Below are 14,085 nucleotides of genomic sequence, written 5' to 3'. Positions count from 1 at the left end.
AGAATTAAAAAAACCCTGCACTTGCAGGGTTTTTTTATGAACCAATCAATTAGATTCGTTTAGGTTGCTGGCTGACCCAACTCATTAAACGGGTCGCATCATTGGTACGCGCCTGTGAGCTGTTTGCACCTAAAAGTACCACCGCCACCGGACGGTTATTCAGAGTCGTGTGCATCACCACACAGCGCCCTGCTTCATTAATAAAACCGGTTTTAGAAATATTAATATTCCAGCCGCCATTACGTACCAAGGCATTGGTATTATTCGATTTCAACACACGATAACCCAAGTTAAAGTCATAGCTTGGCGTGGTCGAGAACTGGCGAATCAGGCCATATTGAGAGGCAGTATTTACCAAGATTCCCAAGTCACGAGCTGAAGCCATGTTACCCGGATGCAAACCGGTTGACTCCATGAAGCGGGTAGAATTCATGCCGAGCTCTTTGGCTTTTGCATTCATTTTGGCAATAAACGCTGATCGGCCACCTGGATAAGTGCGTGCCAAAGCGGCAGCAGCCGGATTCTCGGACTTCATCAGAGCAAACAGTAAAGCTTCAGCACGGTTCATGCTGTCCCCTGCTCTTAAAGTCGAGCTTGAGCTTTTACAACCTGAACAGGAAAAATCAGCCTGTTGTAGTGTGATTTTTTCCGACATGTTCAGACGTGCATCAGAAATGACCACCGCTGTCATCAGCTTGGTAATCGATGCAATCGGATAGGCAGTATTGGTATTTTTGCTAAACAGCACCTCACCGGTTTGTGCATCCATGACCAGTGCAGCCCGTGCATTGACAGAAGGTTGATTACTAAAATGATTCGTATCAATAATCTGCGGCGCAGTATAAGCAGGTTTGGCTGCTGCTGGCGCTGCTGTGCCGACCTGACGCAAAGTAGTGGTCACTGTTGCAGACCCGGGTGGCGAAGGCTCATTGGCTGACGCATTAAAATCATCGCTCATTAACTGGTTAACTTCTTCAGAAGACCAACTAATGCTGGAACCGTCCTCTGCCGTGCCAGAATTCATAATGATTTCAGCAAAACTTGTCGTGCTCATGCTGATTAACACGGACAGGCCGAGTAGATGCCTTAAAGACTTGTTTATTTTCTTCACTATTCCTTCACTCAACTAACAGAGGTAAGATTGATTTGCGTATTACCTCTAATATGCCTTACATTTAAACACAATGCCGAACATTTTTTGTTCTTGACACTGTGTGATAAGTTTCAGATTTAATCTTGCGAATAGGATTGCTAATTTTGTACTTTCATTGCAAGCTTATTTTGCTTTATGTAACAAAAAAATGATTTTTTTAACAGAGGGAGAGCGTAGGTGATCACAGTTTTAGTTGTGGACGACCATGAATTAGTTCGTACTGGAATTTGCAGAATGCTAGAAGACCATGCGGAGGTTCAGGTAATTGGACAAGCTGAATCTGGTGAAGAAGCGATCTCTCTAGTTCGTCAACATCATCCTGATGTAGTTTTGTTAGATGTGAATATGCCGGGCATTGGTGGCGTAGAAACCACGCGCCGTCTACTTCAGAGTGCGCCGGAAACCAAAGTTTTGGCGGTTAGCGGTTTAGCAGAAGAGCCTTATCCGTCCCTGTTATTGAAAGCCGGTGCCAAAGGTTATATCACCAAAGGGGCCCCGATTTCGGAAATGGTCCGTGCGATTAACAAAGTCATGCAAGGCGGCAAATATTTCAGTGCAGACATTGCGGAACAGTTAGCAAGCTCTTACCTTTCTGATACACAACAATCGCCTTTTGATGCATTGTCAGAGCGTGAAATGCAAGTCGCGATGATGGTCGTGAATTGTATCAGCGCCCAGGAAATTGCCGACAAGCTCTTTGTGAGTGTTAAAACCGTGAATACTTATCGTTACCGTATTTTTGAAAAACTGAATATCGATAGCGATGTTAAACTGACTCATCTGGCCATGCGCTATGGACTCATTAAACCTTAGCTTTTAACGATTTCCGGTGCATATGGCACAACAAAAAAACTATGCTGAACTGAATCAATACCATCTCGGTATCTGGTACAGCGCTTATCGTCTGCTGATCAGCACCGGTTTGTTGCTGATTTTTATGCTGACCTACCCCGAACTCACCACCGATTATCAATACCCGCAGCTGTATTATTATGCACTGGGAATCGGGGTTGCGATCAATACCGTACAGCTGTTTGTGCTGAAATGGATCAGACGCCTGATCCAGCCGCAGCTGATTATGATTTTCTTTAGCGATGTCTGCGTTTTAAGTTTGCTGACTTTGGCGAGCGACGGTCCTAATCTGCAAATCGGGCTGCTGTTTGTGATTACTATCTTTTCTGCATCTTTATTATTAGATGCAAAAAAGGCCTTGGTCGTCACGCTGGTTGCTGTTATCAGCGTAATTTATCAGCATTTTATCGGCAGTATTTTTGCATTTTCATCACTCAGCAATATCAGTAATAGCGCCTTGCTGGCCTTTTTATTTTTTGTGGTCTATGGCACTGGACAAATTGCCATACGCCGCTTTCAGATTCTGGAAAATCTAAATTTTTCTCAATCGCTGGAACTGCATCGCTTACAGAATATTAACCGCTATATTCTGGAGCAGATTGAAACCGGCTATCTGGTTCTGGATGAAAACTACCATGTGGTACTCAGTAATCCTGCCGCCTGTAATCTTCTTGGAATTGAGTCCAAATACGGCCATGAGAAATTCACCTTATCTCAGTCACAGCCAGATTTATTTGAACTGATCCATTTTGAGACACTGGAAAATGGTGAGCGCTTTCAGTTTGAATCTCAGCAAAGTCGCTATAATATTCATGTGCAGGTGCAAAAACTGATTGTGCCACATCAGACTCTAATGCTACTGGTGTTACAGGATGCCAAAAAACTGAATCAGCAGGTGCAGCAACTTAAACTTGCTGCACTGGGTCAACTCTCGGCCAGTATTGCCCATGAAATTCGCAACCCCCTAGCTGCCATTGTGCAAGCCAATGATTTATATCTGGACTCGGAAACTGAACAGCAACAGCTACTCCAGCAGATGATTGGCCGACAGGCGACCCGGATTGACCGGATTATTCAGGACACGCTGAATATGGTCAAAAATAAAGAAACCCATCCTATACCGATTCATCTCAATGATTTTATCCCGTTATTTATCCAAGAAGATCTGGCCGATATTCATGATCAGATTCAATTTAATATTGATATCCCTTTGGTAATTCAGTTTGATGAAGCACAATTCCGGCAAATCCTCATTAATCTGATTCGTAATGCCATTCGTCACAATTCAGCAGATGCAGCCTATATTCAGCTGAATGTGCATCCCTATGAACATCGGGTCTGGATTGATGTACGGGATTTTGGCTCTGGCGTAGCCGTACATGATCAGGCCTTATTGTTTAAACCCTTTTTTAGTACATCGATTAGTGGTACCGGATTAGGATTGTATTTATCACATAGTTTTTGCGAAGCAAATCAGGCACAATTAAACTATATACAACAAGAACAGGGCGCATGCTTTCGCATCAGCTGTCAACGTATTACGCTTTAAAGGGGTCAAGGAAGATGAATGGGGAACAACAACCACTGGTGCTCTTGGTGGATGATGAGGAGGATTTATGTACCCTCATGCAAATGTCATTGCTGCGCATGGGAATTCGCACGCACATTGCCCATCGTTTGGAAGACGCTAAAAAATGCCTTGCCAATCATCAATATGATGCCTGTCTGACCGACCTGAATCTGCCCGATGGCAATGGTTTGGAGCTTCTGGACTGGATTAGCAACCTCTATCCGGCACTTCCGGTCGCGGTTCTGACCGCCTATGGCAACATGGAAATCGCCATTGCCGCGCTCAAAGCCGGGGCCTTTGACTTTGTCAGTAAACCGATTAATCAGAAACATCTGGAACAGCTCTTACAAAAAGCCCTGAATAAACCGGTGGATTATTCGCATAATAATCCGAATGATGCACTCGAACATAAAATGCTGATTGGACAATCCATGCCAATTCAGCAATTACGCATTACCTTACAAAAAATTGCCCGCTCACAAGCACCGGTTTTTATCACAGGTGAATCAGGTACAGGTAAAGAAGTCGTGGCCAATCTGGTCCATCGCTTGAGTAACCGCAATGAAGGTCCTTTTATTGCGATTAATTGTGGTGCCATTCCGACTGAATTGATGGAAAGCGAACTGTTTGGACATAAAAAAGGCAGCTTTACCGGCGCTGCTCAGGACAAACAGGGCCTGATTCAATCTGCACATGGTGGCAGTCTGTTTCTGGATGAAATTGCAGAATTACCGCTTTCCATGCAGGTCAAACTGTTACGTGCCGTTCAGGAAAAACGTATTCGTCCACTCGGTTCAGATACCGAAATTGATGTGGATTTCCGCGTGATCAGTGCTACCCATCAGGATCTGGAAGCCTTGGTGCAACAAGGCAAATTCCGCCAGGATCTATATTTCCGTATTCATGTAATGGATCTGACTTTACCGCCGCTGCGTGAACGCGGTCAGGATATTCTGTTATTGGCTGAACACTTTATTCAGAAAATTTGCCAGGAATGGGGCATTCCCAATAAAAAACCGACCGAACGCAGCAAAGAGTTTTTATTGGGACAATATTATCCAGGTAATGTGCGTGAATTACGCAATATTATGGAACGTGCGATTACTTTAAGTGATGAAGAGCGGATTGATCTTCAGCATTTGCAGAGCGCACCGCTGCGTCAGGCGCTAAACAGCCCTCAGGAGATGAATACGCTCACGAGCGAGATCATTGCCACCGAGACCCTGATTGCACCTAAAAAGCTGCCTGAAGAGGGTCTAGAGCTGTATTTGGAAAAGGTCGAGAAAGAAATTTTACTCAATGCGCTGAATCTGACCCATTGGAACCGGACACTGGCCGCCAAAAAACTCGGCATGTCGTTCCGTTCCCTGCGCTATCGCTTGAAAAAGTTCGGACTGGATACCGAAGAAGACGAATAATTATTTTTGCAGGAGCAGCAAGTCTGTGACATGTTCCAGATAGCTCTCCTCACGCATTTCCTGCTTAAACGGATAGTTGAAATGCGGCTGTACGCCCCGCCCTTCAATCATCTGGCCACTCGGGCTAAAGTATTGCGATACTGTCATCTGTAGAGCCGAACCGTTGCTTAAAGGAAAGAGTTTCTGTACTACGCCTTTGCCATAGCTCTTTTCTCCGACTACCCAGGCACGATTATGTTCTTTCAGGGCTGCAGTAAACACTTCTGCTGCAGAAGCCGAGCGGTTGTTAATCAGCACCCCAACTTTCAGATTGTGGAACTCAAAACTCGGCAAGGCCTGAAATTGCTGGTTGCCTTCAGCACGGCTTTTGGTCGATACAATCACGCCCTGATTCAAAAATAAATCGGCAGATTCAACTGCGGCCGAGAGTAAGCCACCGGGATTATTGCGTAAATCAAATAGCACGGCTTTTAGGCGCTTGTCGGCATAACTTTCAATCAGGCGCTTGATTTCATTGGCAGTATCTTGCTGAAAAACCTTGACCTGCAATACCAGTACCTGATTATTGTGCAAGCTCGATTTAATTTCAGTATCTAGTTTGGTATTGCGGACCAGACGAACGGCCGGACTTTGCGGGGAAAGCTGGATCGTGAGCGTAGAGCCAACTGCTCCGCTCAATAACTGCCGGACTTGTTCCTGATTCAGGCTACTTAATACCTGATCGTCAATTTTATAAACAGTGACGCCATTACGCAGTCCCTGCTTGGCTGAATCTGCATCGGCATTCAAGCCCTGAACCACCCATTGCTTCATCCGCGGGTCAAATTGCAGATCAAAATCAATGCTGGCCAGATCACCTTCGGTATATTCACGCAGCTGCTTATAATCTTCAGGCGACAAATAGCGGGAATAGCGGTCTAAGCCACTGACCAGACCCTGAATGGCCTGTTGGAATAAGGCATCGTCATTTTTATCTTGAATATAATTGTCTTTTACAATGCCATAAATTTGCACAAATTCCTGAATGGATGCTACGGGAATTTCAGAATAGACCTGCCCATCCATTTCCATATCATCGAATGCCGGCTCATTTGAACCCGCCCCCCAGGCTGAATGACTCAAACACATCAGTAAGCATGGTATTACAACAGACTTCCAGCGTGTTCTTGCCATTCTTTGACCTTTTTTAGAATTTTATCGAAAATTATGCATCAAGCTGAATCAGGTTACGACCTTGCATTTCAGCAGGTACCGGAACTTGCATCAGGCTTAATAAAGTCGGTGCGACATCTGCCAGTACACCGCCTTCTGCGATCGTGGCCTGAGTTGGACCCACATAAATAAATGGAACTAGTTCAGTGGTATGCTGAGTATGTACCTGACCACTGTGATAGTCCTGCATCTGCTCTACGTTACCATGATCGGCAGTCACAATCATATGACCTTTTTGCGCCATCACGGCTTCGTAAACCCGGCCCAAACAGGTATCAACCGCTTCTACTGCTTTCACCGCAGCATCGAATACGCCAGTATGACCAACCATATCCCCATTGGCAAAGTTCACGACCAGCAGGTCAAATTCACCTGAATTGATCGCAGCCACCAGCTCATCAGTCACTTCATAAGCACTCATTTCCGGTTTGAGGTCATAAGTGGCTACGTTTGGCGATGGAATCAGGATACGTTTTTCACCCGGATATTCATCTTCACGGCCGCCGCTGAAGAAGAAAGTCACATGCGCATACTTTTCTGTTTCCGCAATGCGCAGCTGTGTTTTACCCAAATCAGATAAGTATTCACCAATCGAGTTTTTCAACGCTTCAGGCATATACGCTACAGGTGCATCAATCGTGGCTTGATAACGCGTCAGCATGACAAACTTCGCCAAATTCGGCACGACTTTACGTTCAAAACCTGCAAAGTCTTTTTCTACAAATGCGCGAGTCAATTCACGGGCACGATCGGCACGGAAGTTCATGAATACGACGCTGTCGCCATCCTGAATTTTCGCCAGATCGCCAATACGGGTCGCTTTAACAAACTCATCCGACTCATCGGCTGCGTAAGCCTGTTCCAAACCTTCAACTGCGCTGGCAGCTGTACGAACCGCTTCACCTTCAGTCAACAACCGATAGGCCTGTTCAACACGATCCCAACGGTTGTCACGATCCATGGCAAAATAACGGCCGATCATGGTGGCAATACGACCTTGACCTGGATATTGAGCGAATAAGGCATCGAGTTTTTCTAAAGAAGGTTGTGCGCTTTTAGGCGGCGTATCACGACCATCTAAGAATGCATGTAAATAGACTTGCGCACCGCGTTTTAGCGCTAGCTCTGCCATCGCCACAATATGATCTTCATGGGAGTGCACACCACCTTCAGACAAAAGGCCAAGCAAATGTACTGCCCCACCTGCAGCTTTGGCTTTCTCAACTGCATCGACCAGAACTTCATGTTCAAAGAAGTCGCCAGTACGAATGTCTTTGGTAATTCGGGTAAAGTCCTGATACAGCACACGACCTGCACCGAGGTTCATATGTCCAACTTCAGAGTTACCCATCTGGCCATCCGGCAGGCCGACATCTTCACCTGAACCCGAGATCAAACCATGCGGATGCTTGTCCTGTATCGCAGTTAAATTTGGTCGTTTAGCTGCTAAAAACGCATTGTCTTCGACCGCTTCGCGATGACCCACACCATCCATAATCACCAAAACGTGAGGGATTTTGCCAGCAGTTGCATCCGTCATAATGAAATACTCTGTTCGTCTACGAATTAATCGCTCTATTTTAGCGAAGTTTATAAAAAGAGGCCATGACCCGTATATGGTTTAAGCCTCTCATGATGATTGATTTGTTCTATTTTCCTGTGCCTTAGCGCGCCCGATGCAGCAAGTATCCGCCGATGCCGAACATGATCAGAATCGGAATAAACACGAACCAGGCCGGAGATGGTGCATAAATCAGACTGGCATAGCCGAGGAAATCCTGCAGATAGAAGAAACCTAGTCCGGCAAATAAGGCAATCACCAGACGGAAACCCATGGATTGCTGACGCAACGGCCCGAAGATAAATGAACAGGCAATCACTACTAGTGCAATCAGGGCAAAAGGCGAACCAAGTTTTTGCCAGAAGGCCAGCTGATAGGTTTTCGGTACCTGGCTGTATTCATGCATATAGCTCATAAAGCTCACTAGTTGGCTAGGCGATAAATCTTCAGGATCAATCGTCACCATATGTACATATTTGGGCTGCAATGCCAGCGCTAAAGGTTGCTGTTGTTGCTTAACCAACGTGGCATTGCCATTTTGTAAAATATCGAACTGCTCTGTATTGTCCAGTGTCCAGGAACCATCTTTAACGAATTGCCCCTGATCTGCCTGCAAGGTACCGCGCAAACGATAGTTCTGGTCAAAGTCCAGCATCTGCACATTTTTCAGCTGGCCTTGCGAGTTAGCATAATCGATATAAATAAAGCGCTGCCCTTCCCGAGTCCAGTAACCACGCACTTCACCGAGCTGAGCGGCTTTACTGGCACTCTTGACGCTTTTGGCCTGTTCATTGGTATAAGGAATGACCCACTCGCTCAGGGCAAATGACAACACCACCAACAACAGTGCCGAACGGATGACCCAGCCGACAATGCGCCATAAGCTCACGCCGACCGAACGCATCACAATCAGCTCGCTATTCGAGGCTAATGTACCAAGACCTAGGACAGCACCAATCAGTGCAGAAATCGGCAGGATTTCATATAAATAGTTTGGTGCGCCCCAAAGCACATATTTCAAGGCATCCCAGGCACCATAACCATCTTTGAGCGAGCCAAGCTCACCCAGATAAGTAAATAATACCTGTAAACCTGCCAATACTGCGGTTGCACCCAGCATCGCCAGCGCAGTGGTTTGGGTCACATGTTTTGCAACTATACGACGTGCCAACATTGTTAAGACCTCACTCGCTGAATCTGTTTCTTGATTTTTGGACCTAATTTCTGTTTACGTGAGAACAAGGCACCCGCAATTGCATAGGCAATCAGGATCAATGGATAGGCCCATATTCCCATTTCTTCTTTACTGATCCGGGTCTTCACTGCCATCAAGGCTACAATCAGACTGGCAAAGATCATGAGAGCAGGAAATAACTTGAGATAACGACCCTGTCGTGGGCTCACTTCGGACAATGCCACAGCCAGAATCAGGGCAATCAGAATCGCAAAAGGAACAAACACCCGCCAGCCCAGCTCACTGGCCACTACAGGATCCTGACGTTTCTGCCACAATTGCGAGGTCGGTAAGGCTTCAACTTCAGTACTGGCAAATTGCGCTTCTTCATCGCTTTCTAAGCGCAGACGATAGCTTTCAAATTCGGCTTGGGTATATTGCGGTGTGCCCGGATAGATCTCATAACGGCGACCTTGGACCAGATCCACCACATTGGCAGCATCATTCGGTACCTCAATTCGGGTGGCTTCCTGCGCTAGAATCATCACATCCGGTTTGCCTTCTTTTTCCGCACGCTGATAAAAGAAAATATCTTTTAAATTTTTACGGTCTTCTGACAGGTCACCGGCATAAATGGTATAGGGCCCAGAGGAGATAAATTCTTTCGGTCTCACCAAGTCAAAGCCGGTACGTACCGCCTGACTGGTGGTCAGGGCTTCAAACTGGCGAATGCCCCACGGCGCAGCCCACAGCATCAATCCGGCCTGAGCAATCAAAAACACCAGGGTCATCGGCACCAGTAGACGCGTCAATTGATGCCGACTGACGCCACTGCCATTCATTACAGCCATTTCATGATCGACATATAAACGGCCAAACACCAGCATCAGTCCAATAAAGAAACCGAGCGGAAGAATCAGGGTTAAGAATTCAGGCAAACGATAGCCAATAATGCTAAATAAAATGCCTGCATCCAGACGGCCTTGCGCCGCGACACCAAAATACTTGATCAGTCGACCGCCCATCATGATCAAGGTCAATAAGGCAATCACCACCAAGGATGTCGAGACAACTTGCTTGACCAGATAACGCCGAATAATCAAATTAATTCTTCCAAAATAAGGTCCATAAAACGAGTGCTAGTTTACCCGAATAGCAAAAATATAAAACCTAGGCCGCCCTGCCCATTGAAAATCTATTCAGATAAATGTTTCAATGACTGAATGATTTACCCATCTAGACAGGCGTGAAAACAGAATATGAAACTTACAATTAATACGTCATTCCCAGAGAATGGATCAAGTCAATCTTTGTTGATTTTAGTTGACTCGGAACAACTTCAGAATACAACCGCAACCTATCAAATCAATAATTTAGACACATTAATTGAAGCCTCTCAATTCAAGGCAACTTTGGCTGAAAGCCTGAGCCTGATTGGTCAGGTAAACCAGTCCAGCCATGCCGCGCTGATTGGTTTAGGCAAGGTCGCTGAACTGCAACCAGCAAAACTTGCAAAAATCGCGCAAACTATTATTCAAGTCACTCAAAAAAAATTCAAACAGATTTCTGTAGATCTGACACAACTTCCACAAGAATTCCATTATCTGTTTGCGCTCTTCCTGACTCAGGCCAGCTATGGTTATGATGAATATAAATCCAAGAAGAATGAATTTGTGCTCGAGCAGATCGACCTGATTGCCACTCATAGCGTCTTAACTACCGAACAGTTGCAACTGGTACAAGCAGTGCAAAGCGGACAAAATCTGGCACGTGACCTGGGCAACCGTCCGGGCAATATTTGTTTCCCTGAATATCTTGCAGAACAGGCGGTGGCTTTGGCGGCTGAATATCCAGACCTACTTAAAGTCACAGTGCTGGATGAACAGCAAATGGCAGATTTAGGCATGGGCGCCTTCCTTGCGGTAAGTAAAGGTTCAGAGCGTCCTGGTCGGATTATCAGCATGGAATATCAGTCAGAGCGTAGCGAAGCACCGGTAGTCTTGGTGGGTAAAGGCATTACGTTTGATACCGGCGGTATTTCCCTTAAACCAGGCGCAGGCATGGACGAGATGAAATACGACATGTGCGGTGCAGCTTCTGTACTCGGTACAATGCGTGCATTGTGCGAAGCCCGCTTACCTCTACATGTGGTGGGAACCATCGCTGCAGCAGAAAACATGCCTTCAGGTAAAGCCACCCGTCCTGGTGATATCGTAACGACCATGAGCGGTCAGACGGTTGAAATCCTGAATACCGATGCCGAAGGTCGTTTGGTCCTATGTGATACCTTGACCTATGTAAAACGTTTTAATCCTGCTTTGGTGATTGATATTGCGACCTTAACCGGTGCCTGTGTGGTCGCTTTGGGTTCAGTACTAACGGGTCTGTTCACGCCAGATGATAAACTGGCAGCAGAACTAGAAGCTGCCGGCCAGCATTCCTTTGACCGGGTATGGCGTATGCCGGTACTGGAAGACTATCAGGAACAACTGGATTCACCATTTGCCGACATTGGCAATATCGGTGGTCCAAAAGCTGGTTCTGTGACTGCAGCCTGCTTCCTGCAACGTTTTACCCGTGAATATCGCTGGGCACATCTGGATGTTGCAGGTACGGCATGGAACTCAGGTACCAATAAAGGTGCAACCGGCCGTCCAGTTCCATTATTGATGCAATTTCTGACGAGTCGCGTTCAAAGCAATGGCTAAAGTCAGCTTTTATTTATTTGAAAAAAGCCCTGAACGACAAGTGGACAGCACTTGTCGTTTATGCCGTAAGATTCTGCGCCAGCCGGCGCGAATCTGGTTATTGTGTGCCGATACAGATTTGCAACAACAGCTGGATGAACGCCTGTGGAGTTTTGATCCCGCGAGTTTTATTCCGCATGGTATTGACCAGCCTCAGGCGACGGTCTGTATTTCGGCAACACTGCCGGAACAGTCCGACTGGATTATTTTCAATTTTAATCCGGAAGCACTTGAACCTTACACAAAATTTAGTCACATTATTGAGATCATTGAAAACCATGAAACGGCTAAACAGCTGGGTCGTGAAAAATTCAAGCAATATCGTCGTTTAGGTATTGAACCGGACACCCATAAGCTTTAACCGATATCATCCACAAGGAGAGGCACGTGGCATTAAATGTAGGTCCCGATTTTAAACAGCGCTGGTTAAATGTGCCGGAAGCTGTACGTCAGACCTTTATCGATGACCTCTCTCGGATCTGCGATATTTTAAAACCAGAAACGTCTTTGGAAGAATGGCAGAGTCGCGACCAGCGCTTACAGCAAGAATCTGAACGCAAGATTGAAGCTGCCTATGCACAGCGCAAGGCCGAATTAATTGAAGAAGCCCGTATTCGCAAACAGCTCGCGCTTGAAAAAGCCTTGGCCGAGAAACGTGCTGAAGAACAGGCCTATCAAGAACAGCTACGTCATGAGGAACAGCGTAAATTTAGCGAACAGAGTCAGGTGCTTGCTGAAATAAATACGCATCTAGAGGCTGAAGTGCAGCACTATGTCGCACGTTATGCAAAAAATCCTGAGACGACTTTTGATTTTGCCAAAGGTCGCATCCAGATTGAGGACGAGTCCATTTTATCCGAATTAGAAAGTGTGCGTTTACGTCTGGAACTTGAGGCAGAAACCGTGATTGAACAGACCGTGAATGCACTTCGTGAAAAAATGCGTGCGGCAGCCAAAGAAGAAATCGAGTATATGCTGAAAAATTCTGAATTTTCTGATCAGCCACGCAATATTTAAATGATCCTTTCACATTAAAAAAGCCCGAAAATTCGGGCTTTTTTATCTTCTATGTCGCATCTTACAAAAAATCTGCCAGCATAAAGGCAGCATTTCCGAGCAGATAGCCAATGCTTAATAAAGTGCCAATCCAGAGGATGCCACCCGCAATATTATAAAAGCTGAATGTGGCAAAGCTCATATGCGCTGAACCGGCAGCAAAAGGGCCAAATGAGCGGACAAAGGGAATAAAACGTGCGATTAAAATAGTTTTACCGCCATGTTTCATAAAATAGTGGTTGGTTTTCACCATATATTCCGGCTTAAAATAGCGTGAATGCTGGTTGAAATATTTTAAACCGAGGACTTTTCCGGTGTAATAATTCACGCTATAGCCCAGCACCGAAGCAGTGAATAACAACAGCCCCATCGAATGCAGGGTCACCAGATCGCTGCTGGCACATAAAGCTCCCACAGCCAGCAATAGACTGTCGCCGGGCAGGAAAAAGAAAAACACTGAACCGGTTTCTGCAAAAATCACCAGAAACAGGATTGCATAAATCCATACCCCATATTGATCGAGCAATAGCGGCAATGACTGTTCCAAGTTAAGTAAAAAATCGAGCATTCGACCCGTCCACCAAGGCAATATTTGCAAGTTGAACTGCTGATTATCCCGAAAAATAAAAAAACAGTCTAATTTTTCAATCAGACTGTTCAGTAAATCAACATTTCTCTTATTTTAAGAAACCATTTTCAGCCAGGAAATCCATACTGATTTTTGATTGTTCAGTGGTTTGGGCGGCTTTATCACCGAGCAATAAACGCTCGATATAACGTGCCAATACATCCACTTCCAGATTGACCTTGCTACCGACTTTCCAGGTACCGATATTGGTACGTTCAGCAGTATGTGGAATCAGGTTCAGACTAATCACGCTACCACGCAAATGATTAATCGTTAGACTGATGCCGTCGACTGTGACCGAGCCTTTTTCTGCGAGATATTTGGCAATTTCAGCAGGTGCAGTCACTTCATAATAAATTGAACGTGCATCTTCACGTACCAGGGTGATCTCGCCGACTGCATCGACATGACCTGACACAATATGACCGCCAAAACGCGTAGTCGGCAACATGGCTTTTTCAACATTGACAGGTTGACCGGCTTTCCAGGTGCCGAGCGTGGTCCGGTTCAGACTTTCACGGGAAACATCAGCCGCATACCAGTTCTCGCCCCAGTCGATCACGGTCAGGCAGATACCATTGGTCGCGATAGAATCACCCAGATGTACATCAGACATGTCCAGATCGGTCTGGATGCGTAAACGTACATCACCACCAACGCTTTGCAGACTTTCGACTTTGCCGAGGCTTTCGATAATACCTGTAAACATTTTTA

At 45.9% G+C, this 14,085-nt stretch carries 13 protein-coding genes; 6 read left to right on the top strand and 7 right to left on the bottom strand.

The window, feature by feature from the left end:
* Positions 1 to 49: 49 nt before the first annotated feature.
* Positions 50 to 1,111, bottom strand: a complete 1,062-nt coding sequence (locus PYW33_RS01225) for a serine hydrolase (RefSeq protein ID WP_004281060.1) — start codon at positions 1,109 to 1,111, stop codon at positions 50 to 52.
* 219 nt (positions 1,112 to 1,330) lie between these two features.
* Between PYW33_RS01225 and gacA the strand changes: the two genes are divergently transcribed.
* From gacA to PYW33_RS01210, 3 genes are read left to right on the top strand one after another with little or no spacing between them, the layout of a single operon-like run.
* The gene (gene gacA / locus PYW33_RS01220) at positions 1,331 to 1,966 is read left to right on the top strand and encodes a response regulator transcription factor GacA (protein WP_004281059.1); all 636 of its coding nucleotides are present in this window, start codon (positions 1,331 to 1,333) and stop codon (positions 1,964 to 1,966) included.
* A 22-nt stretch (positions 1,967 to 1,988) separates the two neighbouring features.
* A complete protein-coding gene (locus PYW33_RS01215) occupies positions 1,989 to 3,554 on the top strand; it encodes a sensor histidine kinase (protein ID WP_004644918.1) in 1,566 nt (521 codons plus the stop codon).
* A gap of 14 nt (positions 3,555 to 3,568) precedes the next feature.
* Positions 3,569 to 4,993 carry a sigma-54-dependent transcriptional regulator gene (locus tag PYW33_RS01210; RefSeq protein WP_004644917.1) on the top strand — a complete coding sequence of 475 codons (1,425 nt, stop codon included), beginning with the start codon at positions 3,569 to 3,571 and terminating at the stop codon, positions 4,991 to 4,993.
* Here PYW33_RS01210 and PYW33_RS01205 read toward each other — a convergent pair whose 3' ends face one another.
* The 4 genes from PYW33_RS01205 to lptF all read right to left on the bottom strand — a co-directional run bounded on the left by PYW33_RS01205 (position 4,994) and on the right by lptF (position 10,043).
* Positions 4,994 to 6,166: a S41 family peptidase gene (locus PYW33_RS01205; RefSeq protein WP_004644916.1), complete on the bottom strand. Its 1,173-nt coding sequence runs from the start codon at positions 6,164 to 6,166 to the stop codon at positions 4,994 to 4,996.
* A gap of 31 nt (positions 6,167 to 6,197) precedes the next feature.
* Positions 6,198 to 7,745 carry a 2,3-bisphosphoglycerate-independent phosphoglycerate mutase gene (gene gpmI / locus PYW33_RS01200; RefSeq protein WP_004644915.1) on the bottom strand — a complete coding sequence of 516 codons (1,548 nt, stop codon included), beginning with the start codon at positions 7,743 to 7,745 and terminating at the stop codon, positions 6,198 to 6,200.
* A gap of 124 nt (positions 7,746 to 7,869) precedes the next feature.
* A complete protein-coding gene (gene lptG, locus PYW33_RS01195) occupies positions 7,870 to 8,940 on the bottom strand; it encodes an LPS export ABC transporter permease LptG (RefSeq protein WP_004281054.1) in 1,071 nt (356 codons plus the stop codon).
* Between the two features lie 2 nt (positions 8,941 to 8,942).
* Complete coding sequence (lptF, locus tag PYW33_RS01190; protein WP_004644913.1) at positions 8,943 to 10,043, bottom strand: LPS export ABC transporter permease LptF; 1,101 nt, start codon at positions 10,041 to 10,043, stop codon at positions 8,943 to 8,945.
* A 156-nt stretch (positions 10,044 to 10,199) separates the two neighbouring features.
* Here lptF and PYW33_RS01185 point away from each other — a divergent pair, with 156 nt between their 5' ends.
* Genes PYW33_RS01185 through blhA form a run of 3 tightly spaced genes read left to right on the top strand, consistent with a single transcriptional unit; the run spans position 10,200 to position 12,704 of the window.
* On the top strand, positions 10,200 to 11,648 hold the full coding sequence (locus tag PYW33_RS01185; protein WP_026055761.1) for a leucyl aminopeptidase: 1,449 nt from the start codon (positions 10,200 to 10,202) through the stop codon (positions 11,646 to 11,648).
* A complete protein-coding gene (locus PYW33_RS01180) occupies positions 11,641 to 12,048 on the top strand; it encodes a DNA polymerase III subunit chi (protein WP_004281051.1) in 408 nt (135 codons plus the stop codon). The genes PYW33_RS01185 and PYW33_RS01180 overlap by 8 nt, the downstream gene beginning before the upstream one ends.
* 26 nt (positions 12,049 to 12,074) lie before the next feature.
* A complete protein-coding gene (blhA, locus tag PYW33_RS01175) occupies positions 12,075 to 12,704 on the top strand; it encodes a cell division protein BlhA (protein ID WP_004644910.1) in 630 nt (209 codons plus the stop codon).
* 61 nt (positions 12,705 to 12,765) lie between these two features.
* On the opposite strand, the gene PYW33_RS01170 is transcribed toward blhA, so the two are convergent.
* Both PYW33_RS01170 and PYW33_RS01165 read right to left on the bottom strand, forming a co-directional pair.
* A complete protein-coding gene (locus PYW33_RS01170) occupies positions 12,766 to 13,311 on the bottom strand; it encodes a VTT domain-containing protein (protein WP_004281049.1) in 546 nt (181 codons plus the stop codon).
* A gap of 109 nt (positions 13,312 to 13,420) precedes the next feature.
* Entirely contained in the window at positions 13,421 to 14,080 is a 660-nt protein-coding gene (locus tag PYW33_RS01165; RefSeq protein ID WP_004644909.1) for a riboflavin synthase, read from the bottom strand.
* Positions 14,081 to 14,085 lie beyond the last annotated feature (5 nt).

The organism is Acinetobacter lwoffii (assembly GCF_029024105.1).
GTDB classification, from domain to species: domain Bacteria; phylum Pseudomonadota; class Gammaproteobacteria; order Pseudomonadales; family Moraxellaceae; genus Acinetobacter; species Acinetobacter lwoffii.
The sequence above is the reverse complement of the archived record's forward strand: the minus strand, read 5'-3'. Positions and strand labels throughout refer to the sequence as shown.

Coding starts and splice junctions, on each gene's coding strand:
- PYW33_RS01215 (WP_004644918.1), top strand. CDS start 1,989: ATGGCACAACAAAAAAACTATGCTGAACTGAATCAATACCATCTCGGT.
- PYW33_RS01210 (WP_004644917.1), top strand. CDS start 3,569: ATGAATGGGGAACAACAACCACTGGTGCTCTTGGTGGATGATGAGGAG.
- PYW33_RS01205 (WP_004644916.1), bottom strand. CDS start 6,166: ATGGCAAGAACACGCTGGAAGTCTGTTGTAATACCATGCTTACTGATG.
- gpmI (WP_004644915.1), bottom strand. CDS start 7,745: ATGACGGATGCAACTGCTGGCAAAATCCCTCACGTTTTGGTGATTATG.
- lptG (WP_004281054.1), bottom strand. CDS start 8,940: ATGTTGGCACGTCGTATAGTTGCAAAACATGTGACCCAAACCACTGCG.
- PYW33_RS01185 (WP_026055761.1), top strand. CDS start 10,200: ATGAAACTTACAATTAATACGTCATTCCCAGAGAATGGATCAAGTCAA.
- PYW33_RS01180 (WP_004281051.1), top strand. CDS start 11,641: ATGGCTAAAGTCAGCTTTTATTTATTTGAAAAAAGCCCTGAACGACAA.
- PYW33_RS01170 (WP_004281049.1), bottom strand. CDS start 13,311: ATGCTCGATTTTTTACTTAACTTGGAACAGTCATTGCCGCTATTGCTC.
- PYW33_RS01165 (WP_004644909.1), bottom strand. CDS start 14,080: ATGTTTACAGGTATTATCGAAAGCCTCGGCAAAGTCGAAAGTCTGCAA.